Source organism: Nocardia niwae NBRC 108934 = DSM 45340, assembly GCF_001613465.1.
Lineage (GTDB): Bacteria > Actinomycetota > Actinomycetes > Mycobacteriales > Mycobacteriaceae > Nocardia > Nocardia niwae.
This window is the reverse complement of sequence record NZ_BDCK01000018.1, coordinates 138,065-150,584: the sequence shown is the minus strand read 5'-3', so window position 1 is coordinate 150,584 and position 12,520 is coordinate 138,065. Positions and strand designations below refer to the sequence as shown.

11 protein-coding genes are annotated in these 12,520 nt (G+C 69.3%); 3 read left to right on the top strand and 8 right to left on the bottom strand.

Translation table 11 applies throughout. The features are described from left to right. Position 1: 1 nt before the first annotated feature. Together NNI01S_RS11385 and NNI01S_RS11380 are read right to left on the bottom strand one after the other, a co-directional pair. A complete protein-coding gene (locus NNI01S_RS11385) occupies positions 2 to 1,312 on the bottom strand; it encodes an extracellular solute-binding protein (protein WP_063020008.1) in 1,311 nt (436 codons plus the stop codon). Between the two features lie 308 nt (positions 1,313 to 1,620). Next, the gene (locus NNI01S_RS11380; RefSeq protein WP_063020007.1) at positions 1,621 to 2,820 is read right to left on the bottom strand and encodes an esterase/lipase family protein; all 1,200 of its coding nucleotides are present in this window, start codon (positions 2,818 to 2,820) and stop codon (positions 1,621 to 1,623) included. Between the two features lie 358 nt (positions 2,821 to 3,178). On the opposite strand from NNI01S_RS11380, the gene NNI01S_RS11375 reads away from it, so the two are divergent. Both NNI01S_RS11375 and NNI01S_RS11370 read left to right on the top strand, forming a co-directional pair. Further along, the gene (locus tag NNI01S_RS11375) at positions 3,179 to 3,784 is read left to right on the top strand and encodes a YdcF family protein (protein WP_063020006.1); all 606 of its coding nucleotides are present in this window, start codon (positions 3,179 to 3,181) and stop codon (positions 3,782 to 3,784) included. Positions 3,785 to 3,829: 45 nt separating this feature from the next. After that, the gene (locus tag NNI01S_RS11370) at positions 3,830 to 4,867 is read left to right on the top strand and encodes a fused (3R)-hydroxyacyl-ACP dehydratase subunits HadA/HadB (RefSeq protein ID WP_063020005.1); all 1,038 of its coding nucleotides are present in this window, start codon (positions 3,830 to 3,832) and stop codon (positions 4,865 to 4,867) included. Here NNI01S_RS11370 and NNI01S_RS11365 read toward each other — a convergent pair. From NNI01S_RS11365 to NNI01S_RS11350, 4 genes are read right to left on the bottom strand one after another with little or no spacing between them, the layout of a single operon-like run. Continuing rightward, positions 4,837 to 5,931: an LLM class flavin-dependent oxidoreductase gene (locus tag NNI01S_RS11365; protein WP_063020004.1), complete on the bottom strand. Its 1,095-nt coding sequence runs from the start codon at positions 5,929 to 5,931 to the stop codon at positions 4,837 to 4,839. The genes NNI01S_RS11370 and NNI01S_RS11365 overlap by 31 nt on opposite strands. A 42-nt stretch (positions 5,932 to 5,973) precedes the next feature. Continuing rightward, on the bottom strand, positions 5,974 to 7,002 hold the full coding sequence (locus tag NNI01S_RS11360; protein WP_063020003.1) for an alpha/beta hydrolase: 1,029 nt from the start codon (positions 7,000 to 7,002) through the stop codon (positions 5,974 to 5,976). Next, entirely contained in the window at positions 6,999 to 7,949 is a 951-nt protein-coding gene (locus tag NNI01S_RS11355; protein WP_063020002.1) for an acyl-ACP desaturase, read from the bottom strand. The genes NNI01S_RS11360 and NNI01S_RS11355 overlap by 4 nt, the downstream gene beginning before the upstream one ends. A gap of 58 nt (positions 7,950 to 8,007) precedes the next feature. Beyond that, positions 8,008 to 8,988 (bottom strand): RsbRD N-terminal domain-containing protein, encoded by a 981-nt coding sequence (locus NNI01S_RS11350; RefSeq protein WP_245676072.1) that lies wholly within the window; start codon positions 8,986 to 8,988, stop codon positions 8,008 to 8,010. 520 nt (positions 8,989 to 9,508) lie between these two features. On the opposite strand from NNI01S_RS11350, the gene NNI01S_RS11345 reads away from it, so the two are divergent. Then, complete coding sequence (locus NNI01S_RS11345; protein WP_063020001.1) at positions 9,509 to 11,059, top strand: acyl-CoA carboxylase subunit beta; 1,551 nt, start codon at positions 9,509 to 9,511, stop codon at positions 11,057 to 11,059. Positions 11,060 to 11,269: 210 nt separating this feature from the next. Here the strand turns inward: NNI01S_RS11345 and NNI01S_RS11340 are convergent, their stop codons facing one another. Continuing rightward, positions 11,270 to 11,851 carry an Rv1733c family protein gene (locus NNI01S_RS11340; RefSeq protein WP_157114703.1) on the bottom strand — a complete coding sequence of 194 codons (582 nt, stop codon included), beginning with the start codon at positions 11,849 to 11,851 and terminating at the stop codon, positions 11,270 to 11,272. Continuing rightward, complete coding sequence (locus NNI01S_RS11335; RefSeq protein WP_063019999.1) at positions 11,833 to 12,492, bottom strand: TetR/AcrR family transcriptional regulator; 660 nt, start codon at positions 12,490 to 12,492, stop codon at positions 11,833 to 11,835. The genes NNI01S_RS11340 and NNI01S_RS11335 overlap by 19 nt, the downstream gene beginning before the upstream one ends. Positions 12,493 to 12,520: the final 28 nt, after the last annotated feature.

The following is a 12,520-nucleotide window of genomic DNA, read 5'->3' as shown; positions in this document are numbered from 1 at the left end:
ACTACCCCACCCGGCAGAGGTCGGCGGACGGGTCGGGGGCCCAGCACGGCACCTTCAGGTCGTCGAGGATGCCTTGCAGCACCCGTGCATGCTGGTCCAGCGTGGCGCGGATATCGGCCCGGTCGAGCACGATCGAGCGGAAACTGTCCTTGAAGACTTTGCTCACCTCCCCTTCGCGCTTGCCCAGGCCCACCGGCGGCAGGGAGAGGATGGCGCCGGGCGCCTCCTGTTGCCTGCGCACCGCGTCGGCCTCCAGCCGGATGGCCGGTGGCAGGTCGTCCGGGATCGACGTGTCGATCGCGGGGAAGAACCCATTGGACCGCAGCAGCCGCAGCTGGGTCTCCGGACGGGTGAGCGTGCTGATCGTCCGCTGCGCCAGTTCGGGATCCGGACTGCCCTCGGGAATCGCGAGTCCGGCGAGCACGGCCATGTAGCCCAGACCGTGCGACCCCCGCGGCGACGGAAGCATCCGCCAGTTCCGCGGGTCGCGCTCGGGCGCGTGGACCAGGCGCACGACGTGGTCCCACGCCACGCGCACTTCGCCGCTGTCGAGCGGCTCCTGCATGAAGTCGAAATTCGTGCTCGACGGCGCGCAGTTCGCCCAGAGCTCACGCAGGTACTGCCAGGCCGTCACGGCTTCGTTCGAGCGGAAGGTGGTGATCTGGCCGCCGGTGAACGAAGGCAGCAGGAAACCCTGCACGAACCGGTGCAGCAGTCCTTTGGGACCTGCGGGCAGGCCGAGCACGGGGCGATTGCCGTTGGCGCGGCGCGCGGCGATCGCCCAGTCGAGGAACTGGTCATAGGACAGCGACGCGGCGTCGACTCCGGACGGCAGATGTGCGAGCGCCTCCTCGTGTGCCGCGAGGACGTAACTCGCTGTGGCCCATGGGATGTACCAGATGCGGTCGGTGCCCAGCCTGGCCAGTTCCAGGTAGGCGGCGGGCCAGCCGCGGGTACCGAGGCCGGCGAGCAGACCGGTGAGGTCCTGCAGATAGCCGTCGGCCAGCGGCGCGATGTCGCCGTGCAAGCCGCCGAGCAGGCCGATCCGAGTGGCGCCCGCGTCGACCTGGCTGCGCACCTGGCTCGCGAACGGACTCTCCTCGATGGTCACGTAACCGACGCCGGGTGCGGCGGCGGCGAGCAGGCCACGGAACCGCTCGGCCTCGTCGGCGGGACGGAACTGCGTGGACAGGAAGACCATGCCGCCGCTGCCGCTGGTGGCGAACCCGGTGCACGCCGCGGCGCAGAAGGCCGCCGCGCCCGCGCCCGCCGCACGCAAGAAGGATCTGCGCGTCGAACCGGATACCGGCATACATGGCTCCTGTTCGGGCACAACGCGTTTCAGGCCAGCTCAGGCTCGTCAACCTAGGTGCGGCGGAGGTGATTGTCAATTCCCAATCCTGGTGATATGGCGGAAACCGCCGATGCCCACCGAGCAGCGGGTGCGAGGAGCTGCTCGGTGGGCATACCGCCGCGCGCCGGGGACGTGCACGCCGGACAGAGGCGGGTTGAGGGATCCCGTCCGGCGAGCAGCACGCGTGGCGGTCGGCGCTCCCGTCGAGCGGCGGACGGAGTCGGGGCACGAGCCACACCACTCGACGGGAGCAGGTCATTCGGTGCTCACAGCGAGCCTCCGCCGCCGAGCAACCATGGGTTGAAGGTGCATTCCAGATTCGGATGCCCGGCCGGGTCCAGGGCGCGCAGCGCGATGGACAGCGCTCGCGGCGAATACATCATCGTGAGGTGGTCGGACACGTCCTGTTCGCATCCGTCCTGCAGCGTGATGTTCTGCACCGTCACACCGGGCGCCGCCTTCAGGAAGGTCAAATCGTAAGGATTGGTGATCTCGTCGTAGCGGGTGCCGACGACGGTGTAGTCGACTCCGGAAACGGTGTCGCCGTTCTCGTTGAGCTTGTTGACGAAGTCCGAGCCGATCGTCTGCTGGATGCCCGCGTGCCCGACGAAGATCTCGATGAAGCCGAGGACGTCGATGCCGAAGTTGTTGATCGCCCGGCCCAGCGCACCGATGCCGTCCAAGCTGGTGCCGTGATGCGTGGCGCCGTAGGTGACCAGATTCTTCACCTTGGCCGCGCCGCCTTCGAACTTGGTGTACCAGTTCGACATCGAGCCGCCCTGGGAATGCGCGACGAGGTCCACCTCCGATGCCCCGGTCGCGGCCAGCACCCGGTCGACGAAGGTGGCCAGCTGTTCGGCCGAGTCCTGGATGTAGCCGGTGCCCATCACCCCCGGCAGCACCGATCCGAGACCGCCGCCCTCGAGCAGATTGGACCGGCCGTAGTTGAAGGTGAAGGTGCAGAAGCCCGCGTCCTTGATGGGCTGACCCATGAAAGCGAAGCCGTTGTAGGCGTTCATCCAAGTGCCGTGCACCAGCACCACCGGGCGCGGGCGCTCGGCGGTCGGCTTGCAGTTCCAGTCGTTGGCCCCTGGCGGCGCGACGTCCGGATGCGTCAATCCGTAACCGAACGCGGCCAGCCACGAGGTCATCGGCGGACCGTAGCCGACGGTGTCGCTGGCGTAGCCACCGGAGGATCCCGAGCTGCTGCCCGACCCGCCGTAGCAGTCGCCGGAACCGTTGCCCGAGCCCGCGCCGCTGCCCGAGGTGCACGCCGAGCCGGTGCCCGCACTGCCCGAATCGGCCACCGGCGCCACCTTGCGGCCGGCCGCGATGTAGTCGGCCAGCTGCTGTTCGGTGGGCTCGGCCCCCGGCGCCGCGTTGGCGCCGGAGGCACCGATGGCGAGCACCGACACGCTCAGCAGCACCGCCGCCAAGGACGAGCGCCCATAGGTACTTCGTTTCATGAGTTGCCTTCCTGCAGAACCACGGTGTTCGACCGAGGGTGCCGTTTTCGCTGGTCAACGGCACCGAAGCTGCGCCAACGCTAAAACCGCCGATCGCGGCGTCCAATGCGGAACGGCTGGGTCTGGAGAGCTCACGAATGCGATTTGCCCCCGCTAGGGATGCGACACAAAGGGCGCGGAAAAGGCGATCTCGCAATTCCTCGAATAGGGCAGGCGGCACAAGCGAGCGCCGTGTAAACGGTGAATTATCCAGATCACCAGGCAATTTCGGTTCAGCAACGGCCGGCGGCCGCATCATGGATGGACGCTGCACCCCAGCCATCGGTGGCCATCCGATGGCTAACCGCTTGGAGATACGTTGTCCGCCAGTCCGGTTCCCCTCGCCCGCGTCGTGCTGGGCGCGCTCGCGGTCACCGCCGCGCTGATCCACCTGCCGCACGCCCACGCGGACAACTCGGGCTCCGCCGACGCCGACCGCGCGAGCGGCGCGCCGTTCGCCCTCGTCCAGCCACCCGCACCGACGGTGCACGGACCGTTCACCGCCATCGTTGTGCTCGGCTACGGGCTGCTGCCCGACGGCGGCATGCGCCCGGAGCTGATCGACCGGCTGCGCGCCGGATACGTGCAGGCCCTACTGGCCCCCGTCTCGCCCGTCATCGTGACCGGCGGCAACGCGCGCAACGGCGTCACCGAGGCTCGGGCCATGGCCGACTGGCTGATCGCGCGCGGCATTCCGGCGGCGCGGATCCACCTCGAACCAGAGTCCGACACCACGGCGCAGAACGCGGCGCGCTCGGCCACGATCATGCGCGCGATCGGCGCGCGCGACGCCGTGGTGATCACCTCCGCCGACCACGTCGACCGTGCGGTGGGCACCTTTCACGACGCCGGGGTAGAAGTCGTCGGCACCGTCACTCCCGAGCAGGTGCCTTCTCGGATCTGGCGGTTCGGCCCCCTCGGGTGACCGGGGGCCCGCCGTGATCCACCATTTCGCAATACAGGAGCAACCATGAACGACACCGCGGTGAATCCGGCCGATCAGGCGAGGTCGTTGATCGATCATCGTTACCGTTCCACCTTTCGCTACGAAGTGGAACGGGAAAAGATCCGCGAATTCGCCCGCGCCGTCCAGGATTCCCATCCGGCACATCGGAGCGAGGCCGCCGCGGCCGAACTCGGCTTTCCCGCACTGGTCGCACCCGCGACGTTCAGCGCGATCATCCTCACCAGGGTGCACCGCGAAATCATGGACACGCTGATCACCGGCTACGACCCGACTCGGATCCTGCACGCGGACCAGGTCTTCGACTTCGGCAGGCCGTTGCTGGCAGGCGACCGGCTGACCTGTGACATCTATTTCGAATCATTCCGGCATTTCGGCGATTACGACGTCCTCGCGATCAAGAGCGTGCTGATCGACCAGCACGGCACGGTGGTGCAGACCGGCTCCAGCGCGCTGCTCGCGCGCGTCGGCGGACGCGATCCCGGGTTGGCCGACGCGGTGCGCAAAGTCGCCATGGGACAACCCTTTCCGGACGAGACGGCCCGTGGCAGCGCCGTCGTCCCGGCCGCGGCGGACCACCTCACGCCGTCGCCCGCCCGCCGCACCCCGCGGCCGCGCGTGGCGTTCGCCGACTTGTCGGTCGGCACGGAATTGCCCGTCCGCACCATGCGCCTGTCCCGGGGCGACTTGGTGAACTACGCCGGCGTGACCGGCGAGTCGAATCCGGTGCTGTTCGACGAACGGGTCGCCGTCGCCAGCGGCCTGCCGACCGTGGTGGCGCCGGGCATGCTGAAACTCGGCATGGCCACCTCGTTCCTCAGCTCCTGGCTGGGTGACCCCGCCGCGGTCAGCCGTTTCCGTGCGCAGTTCGCGCACAACACCCATCACCTGCGCGTACCACCGCTGGGGGCGGGCACGATCCGATTCGGCGGCCGGGTCACCTCGATCGATCCGCGCAGGCGGCGGGCGACCATCGCGGTCGACGCCCGCGCCGAGGGACGTCGGCTGTTCGGCTATGCCGCCGCGGAGGTGCTCTTCCCGTAGGCGGCGGCTGCTCGAGCGGCGGTGCCCGCGCGCGCCCCGGCTCGATCGCGAGCGCTCACGCCGTCTCTCGACAGGCCGGCGAGCAGTGCCAGGCGACGGTGCGATTCCAGCCGGGCGGCACGATCGTAGGTGCTGGTGTGCACGAGGATCTCCTCGGCGCCGGTCCGGCGCAGCAACCGCTCCAGTTGCTCGGCGACCTCGTCCTCGGTGCCGTAGAGATGGCCGCGCAGCCCGTCGTCGACGAGCCTGCGCTCCCGATCGGTCATATCGCGCGCCTCGATCTCGGCGGGCGGCAGCAGGGGCGGGAACTCGCCACGGGTGCGCGCGTACGCGGCCGACCATGCCTCCGGCAGCAGGAGCCGATGGGCCTGCGCGGCGGTGTCGGCGATGACGATCGAACCGGAGACCACGACGTAAGGGGCGGCGCCCGCCGGACCGGGGCGGAACTCGGCGCGATAGCGGTCGATGGCCTCGATCATGCGCTCCTCGCCGCCGACCGCGGCGATCACCAGCGGCAAACCGAACCGGGCCGCGCGCTCGGCGCCGGACCCCGTCGCCAACAGGAAAGCGGGAACCCGCAGCCCCTCAGCGGGCCAGGCGTGCACGCCCCGCCTGCCTTCGGTGAAGTACGCCAGCAGCTCGGCGAGCTGGGCGTCGAAGTCCTCCGCGTCGCGCTTGTCGTGCCCCAGCGCCCGCCGCACTCCGTCGGTGAACCCGACCGAGCGGCCCAAGCCCATGTCGATGCGTTCCGGGAACAGCGATTCCAGCACGCCGAACTGTTCGGCGACCACCAAGGGCTGGTGGTTGGGCAGCATCACGCCACCCGTGCCGATCCGGATCCGCGCGGTCGCCGCCGCCACCGCGGCCGCGAGCACGGTCGGCGCCGACCCCGCCACCCCCGGCACACTGTGATGCTCGGAGACCCAGAAGCGGTGATAACCCCACTCCTCGCTGAGGCGCGCGAACTCGACGGTCTCCCGCAGCGCGGCGGGATGGCTCTGACCGCGCCGGACGCGCGAGCGATCGAGGACGGAGAACCGGACAGAGGACAGCGCCGAGGTCATACCGGTGTCAACGCGAGCGCGCGGCGTTGATTCCGCCCGTGGTCACGAGGACGCGGGCACCCCGAGCGCCTGCGCGAGCACCCGCCACGCCCGCGGCAGCTCTGCCTGGAAATCCGGCCACGTGTGCATGCCCTGCGCGGTGTACTCCACAGTGGCGGGAATGCTCAGTTCCGACAGCCGTTGGGCGAACCGCTCGGTGCAGGCGCGCGCGCCCGCCTCCAGCGCCGCGCCGCCGCCCGCCGTCCGCAGCGCCTCCGCTACCGTCGGGGACTTCGCGACCGCCACCAGATCGGCGCCGGTCGGCAGACCGGCGGCCGCCGAGAGGTAGATCGCGGTATCGCGCAGGCGTTCCGCGTGCAGCAGGCTGTCGTGCGCGGCCCATTCCGGTGAGCTCGGCGGGCCCCAGAGATTGTCCACGTTGCCGCCGCGGGAGGCGACCGTGATGGTGGTGACCGCGTGCCCGAGCGGGTCGGCGGTGGAATAGCACCCGCTCATCCCGGCGACGGCGCGATACCAGCCGGGGTGGCGCTGGGCCAGCATCATCGCCGCCTGCGCGCCCATCGAGACCCCCGCGATGGCGCGGCGCCCGTCGGTGCGCAGCAGCGACTCCACGATCGGCGGGAGTTCGGTGGTGAGGAAGGTCTCCCAGCGGTTGAGTCCCAGCGCGGCGTCCTGCCGCATCCAGTCGCTGTACATGCTGCCGGTACCGCCGCCGGTGAGCACCACGTCGACCGGTTTGCCCGCGAAGAATTCGGCGGCACCGCCCTTGGTCAACCACGCAGACGTGGCATCACCGTCGACGCCGTCGAGCAGATACAGCACCGGCCGCGGCCCCTCGCCGCTGCCGCGCAGCACATCGACGGTGATGATCCTGCGCATCGCCGCGGAAGCGATCGACAGACGTTCACGACCGGCCCCGGCCTCCTCGATCGACAGCAGCCCGGTCCGGGTCATGGCCGGGTCCACCGCCGGCGGCGGGGCCGCGGGCACCGGATCGGCGAGCACGGGCGCAGCGGTGACGGCGGCGATGAGGGCCATCGCCGCCGCGGTGATCGGAACGCGGAAACTCATCCTGCCGCGGCGGCCCGCTCCGCCTGTGCGACCGCCGCGCGTTCGCGCTGCTCCTCGAACCGCCGCGTCCGGCTCTCGAGCTCGGTGAGGTAGGTGTGCAGTTCGTCACGCGCGCGTTCGCCGTCACCGGAGAGATCGGTGCGTTCGAAGACCTGCCACGCGCGCAGCACCGGACGCACCACCACGTCGAGATGCTGGCGCAGGTCGTAGATGCCGTGCTTGGCCAGCAGCACCGCGTTGCGCCGGAAGTTCGGCTGGGTCGCCCCCGGCATCTGGAAACGGGTGACCACGGTGGTGATCGCGCGCAGCGCTTCGTTCGGCACCAGGTCCAAGGCCGCGGCGCTGATACTCCGGTAGAAGATCATGTGCAGGTTCTCGTCGGCGGCAATTCGCTGCAGCATACGCTCGGCCAGCGGTTCCGCGCAGGCCGCTCCGGTGTTCCGGTGACTGATCCTGGTCGCCAGCTCCTGCAATGTGACATAGGCGACCGAACGCAGGAACTGCTGGTCCTTGTCGGGTTTGGCGAATCCGGTCGTCATGTGCGCCATCCTCGCCTGCTCCAGCCGCACCGGATCGACCGCCCGCGTGACGACCAGATAGTCGCGCATCACGATGGCGTGGCGGTTCTCCTCGGCGGTCCACCGGCCCACCCAGGTACCCCACACCCCGTCCCGCGAGAACGAGTCCGAGATCTCCCGGTGATACGACGGCAGATTGTCCTCGGTGAGCAGATTGGTGATCATCGCGGTCTGCGCGACCTCGGAAAGGCCGGATTGGCCCGGCTCCCAATCAATTCCGCCGAGAGCGGCGAAATTACGGCCATCGTCCCACGGTACGTAATCGTGCGGGTTCCATGATTTCGCTTTGCGCAGATGGTCATTGAGCAGGCGTTCGGCAGCGGGCTCGAGTTCGCGCAGAATATCGCGGTCGGACAACGCGGTGGTCACTCGGCACTCCTTCGCTCACCCTCGATATCAGGGCATACTCGACGATAACGCGCAGAAATCAGGCAGAACGACCGATCACGCGATCGTTGGGCGCGGTGACGATGGCCATATGGCCCGGCTGGGGCAGTTCACAACTCGCTGCCTCGCCCGCTTCGGCCACCCGGTACAGCCCCGGCGCCCTGCCCGCCGCCCGCACCCGGTCCAGCAGGTCGTGGGCGCGACCCGCCAGTTCGGGGATGCGCGCGGTGCGGCCGGTGGCCACCGCGGCGGTCAACGGCACCTCGGCGGCCGCGCCGACGATGGCCAGCACGTCGTCGGTCATGGTGAACGTCCCGGTGCGGGCCGGCGCGTCGTCGAGCGGCACCAGCACCGTGCCGCCGGCGGCGGACAGCACCGACAGCGCGCGTGAGCCGAGCGGATCGGCCAGCGCGGCCTGGACCCGGCGGAGCTTGCGCCGCGCCGCGTCGGTGCCCGTGCCGGGTCTTCGCTCGTCCGGATGCGCCGGGATGCCCAGCGCCACGACCTGGTACGACCGCGCGATCGGAATGCCGGTGGCCCGCGCGAGCTCGCCGACGGCGTGGCCGCCCAGCAGTGCGGAGACCAGCGTCTGGGCGGCGGTCTGATGCTCCCGCGCGACCGCGCGATGCTCGTCGACGTAAGCGGTCGACACCGCGAGGGTGACCATTTCCAGCACGTGGACCGCCAGTCGCGCACCCGCGAGAAAATGATCGGCCCGCTCGTCGGTGACCTCGTCGGCGAGCAATTCCAATCCTTCGCGGATTTCGTCGTGATACGCCCCGAGCACCGTTTCCAAAGCGATGCCTTCGCGCGCCCAGCGGGAGGCGAAACCGGCGATTTCCGGGGGCCGCGACACGGTGGCCGCCCGGCGCGGAACCAGCCGTTCGACGGCGGCAGCCAAGCAGTTTCGCGCGGTGGTCGCGACCTCACCGGATGCGTCGTGGCCGGAACCTCCGGCCAGATGTTCGACGAGTTTCGATGCCAACGTCTCGGTACTCGTTCTCGGCTGCCTGTCCATCATGCCTCCCAAAGGCTAGCGACGGATCGTGATGGAATCGAGATATGCCGCGCCGAATCGGGTAAGTCATCAGTGGCCACCCGGCTGGTTGGGGGCGATCACAAGCGCTTCGAAGGGATTCGGCGACGGCGGGGGCCCGCTACACAGAGAACCGCTGCGCCGGGGCAGGTTTCGGAGCCCGCCGACGTGGGACCGATGTCCGAGTATGTGACGCAGCGCCGTCCGCGCATTTCCGGCGCTGCGTCGAGATCACCCTAGATCCGCGGGCACCGCCTGAGAAGCCCCCCTCGATGCTGTGAGGACGGTTCATCGACGCTCATGGCCACGATTGGGACGTCGCACAGTCCGTGTCGTCGCAACGGAGGGCGCCGTCGCGTGCTATGAACCGAGGAATCGAGACGCAAACCTGTGAGCTGTTCCATGAGATCTTCCGAACCGCTGTGCCGCGGATCGCGGCGCCGATAGCATCGAGCGCCGCGCTGCCGTACGGCGTCGCGACGAGTTTCGAAGGGCTACACCACATATGAGCGGTACGCGAGAGAAGCTGGACGAGCTGCGGAGGATCCTGGAGCTGGCCGAGGAGCCCGCAGGCGAGAACGGCATCGCGAAGCGCAAGAGCAAGGGCATTCCCAGCGCGCGGGAACGGGTGCGCACACTCCTCGACCCGGGGAGTTTCGTGGAGATGGGCGCGCTGGTGCGCCAGCCGGGCACGCCCGGAGCCATGTACGGCGACGGCGTGGTGACCGGGCGCGGCCGGATTGATGGCAGGCCGGTCGTGGTGATCGCGCACGATCAGACCGTCTTCGGCGGCTCGGTGGGTGAGATGTTCGGCCGCAAAGTCGCCGCCGCACTGGATTTCGCCACCACGAACGCCTGCCCGGTGGTCGCGATCAACGACTCCGGCGGCGCCCGCATCCAGGACGCGGTCACCTCGCTGGCCTGGTACGCGCTGATGAGCCGCCGCCAGGAACGGCTGTCGGGCTTTGTACCGCAAGTATCGATCATGCTGGGCAAATGCGCGGCGGGGTCGGTCTACGCACCGGTGAACACCGATGTCCTGATCGCGACCGAGAAGTCGTACATGTTCGTCACCGGCCCCGAGGTGATCAAGGAGGTCACCGGCGAAGAGGTGACCATGGAGGAACTGGGCGGCGCGCAGGCACAGGCGGCCACCGGCACTGTCCACCATGTCGCCGCCACCGAGCGGGACGCCTTCGATTGGGCGAGGACCTATCTGAGCTATCTGCCGTCGAGCTGCCTGGAGCCCGGCCCGGTCGTCAACCCAGGGCTGGAGCCGCAGATCACGACGCACGATCAGGAGCTGGACTCGATCGTTCCCGATTCCGATCGGCAAGGCTACGACATGCACGAGATCTTGCTGCGCCTGTTCGACGACGGTGACTTCCACGAGATCAGCGCGGCCACCGCGCAGAACCTGATCACCGGCTTCGCCAGGGTGGACGGGCGCAGCGTCGGGGTGATCGCGAACCAGCCCTTGGTACTCGGCGGCGCGATCGATGCCAAATGCTCGGACAAGGCGACGCATTTCATCCGACTGTGCAATGTCTTCGGGCTGCCGCTGATCTTCGTCGTGGACACTCCCGGTGTGCTGCCCGGCGTGGAGGAGGAACGCAGCGGTGTGATCAAACGCGGCGGCCGGTTTTTCCGCGCGGTGATCGAGGCGACCGTCCCGATCGTCACCGTCGTGGTCCGCAAGGCTTACGGCGGCGGCTACGCCGTGATGGGCTGCAAGCAACTCGGCGCCGACGTCAGCCTGGCCTGGCCGACGGCGCGCATCGCCGTGATGGGCGCGGAGAGCGCGGTGAGCATCGTCGGCAAGCGTCAGCTCGCCCAAATAGCTCCCGAGCAACGCGCGGCGGTGCGCGACTACATGATCGAGCAGTACAACGCCACGGTGGCCACGCCGTGGATCGCGGCCGAGCGCGGTTACATCGACGCGGTGATCGAGCCCTCGCAGACCAGACTGGAGATCCGCCGTGCGCTGCGCCTGCTGCGCGAGAAGGAGGCGAGCGCCGAGCCGAACCCGCGCAAGCACAGCCTCTTTCCGGTCTGAGACGATCCCGCTCCGATTAGGGTGTGTCACAACATAATCGAGTCTATGTGGTGGGATGTCCGGCCATCGGCGCCGAACCTGGCCGTCCGGCACGCCGATGCCTTACGCTCAGGTCAGTGCCGGGCTGCTTCGTTCGCCGCGTTGCGCCCGGTACGCGACGTGCCCGCTGCGCCTGTTCCCTACCCTCGCCCGGCGGGCACGCCGCACCACTCAGCCGTGGCCCCAGGTGAGGTCGGCCGCGACCCATTCGGTTTCCCACCGGCGCAGCCGCCGCCGATCCAGTCCACGCCGCACCAGCAAGTAGCTCCCCGCGAGCACGAGCGAGACACCGAGCACCGCACCCGCGGTGAGCATCACCGCCTTGCTGGCGGGCTGACTCGCCGACGGCGGCTCCACGATCGCGCCACGCTCGTTCAACCAGATCGGCACGGTGGAGCCCGGCTCCACCACGGTGGTCGATTGGTAGTCGCCGGTGTGCGCCACGCCGTCGACGTCCTTCCAGGACACCCTGGCCGGCACCACCGGCGCGTACAGCGGCGCCTTCCCGGTCTCGACGACGGTGGCGTCCACCTGATGCAATCGCGCCGTCTCGGCGTGCACCGCGGCCGTTTCGGTGCGGTACACCCGGCCGCCGACGGTCACCGCCAGCACGGGCACGACGATCAGGAAAACCAGGGCCAGCAGCACCGCGACTCCGGTCTGCACTCGGTCTTCCCTGCGGCGCAGCGGGTTTCGATCCAGGCCGACGCGTCGGCACGTCCGGTGGTACATGTTCACCGACCCGGTAGACATGACGGTGACTCCTCGATGCGGAATTCGGTGGTGAGGGTGACGAGGGTGTCGAAGAACTCTTCGACCAGGCCCGGCAGGCCCATGGGATCCGGGCCCGCCGCCCAGCTCTGCAGCGCCGCGAGCAGCATGCCCGCGCCCGCGCCGACGGCGACGGCCGGACGCGGATCGGTCAGCGGATCCACGCCCAGTCGCGCCGCGATGATCCGGACCGATTCGCGCTGCCCGTCGATGCGGATGCGCTGATAACCGGCGAACAGCTCGGGTTCGTCCTCGAAGCGCTGGAACAGTATCCAGCGGCGGGCCAGCAGGGACGCCCGAGCGCCGCCGTACTCGGCGGCGAGCCAGTCGTGGACGGCGTTACGGTAGGCGATCAGGGGCGGCTCGGCCCGCGGGCGGCGGCACAGCGCTTCGTTGAACAGGTGGACGTCCTGGTCGACATCGCCCAGGATCGCCTCCTCGATGGAGGCGAAATGCCTGCTGAACGTGCGCCGGGTGACCCCGGCGCGCACCGCGATGTCCTCGACGGCCATCGCCTCGAGCCCCCGCTCGGTGAGCAAATCGAATGCCGCGCGCGACAACGCCTCGCGGCTGCGCCGAGTGCGCAGCCGACGGCCGTCCAGACCGACACCGTCGTCGCTCATGCACACAGCATACCCCCTATTGTCCCAA

Excerpts from the sequence above, each read along its gene's own strand:
- NNI01S_RS11335 (WP_063019999.1), bottom strand. The coding sequence starts at position 12,492 with ATGAGCGACGACGGTGTCGGTCTGGACGGCCGTCGGCTGCGCACTCGG.
- NNI01S_RS11350 (WP_245676072.1), bottom strand. The coding sequence starts at position 8,988 with ATGATGGACAGGCAGCCGAGAACGAGTACCGAGACGTTGGCATCGAAA.
- NNI01S_RS11365 (WP_063020004.1), bottom strand. The coding sequence starts at position 5,931 with ATGACCTCGGCGCTGTCCTCTGTCCGGTTCTCCGTCCTCGATCGCTCG.
- NNI01S_RS11340 (WP_157114703.1), bottom strand. The coding sequence starts at position 11,851 with ATGTCTACCGGGTCGGTGAACATGTACCACCGGACGTGCCGACGCGTC.
- NNI01S_RS11370 (WP_063020005.1), top strand. The coding sequence starts at position 3,830 with ATGAACGACACCGCGGTGAATCCGGCCGATCAGGCGAGGTCGTTGATC.
- NNI01S_RS11360 (WP_063020003.1), bottom strand. The coding sequence starts at position 7,002 with ATGAGTTTCCGCGTTCCGATCACCGCGGCGGCGATGGCCCTCATCGCC.
- NNI01S_RS11385 (WP_063020008.1), bottom strand. The coding sequence starts at position 1,312 with ATGCCGGTATCCGGTTCGACGCGCAGATCCTTCTTGCGTGCGGCGGGC.
- NNI01S_RS11380 (WP_063020007.1), bottom strand. The coding sequence starts at position 2,820 with ATGAAACGAAGTACCTATGGGCGCTCGTCCTTGGCGGCGGTGCTGCTG.
- NNI01S_RS11345 (WP_063020001.1), top strand. The coding sequence starts at position 9,509 with ATGAGCGGTACGCGAGAGAAGCTGGACGAGCTGCGGAGGATCCTGGAG.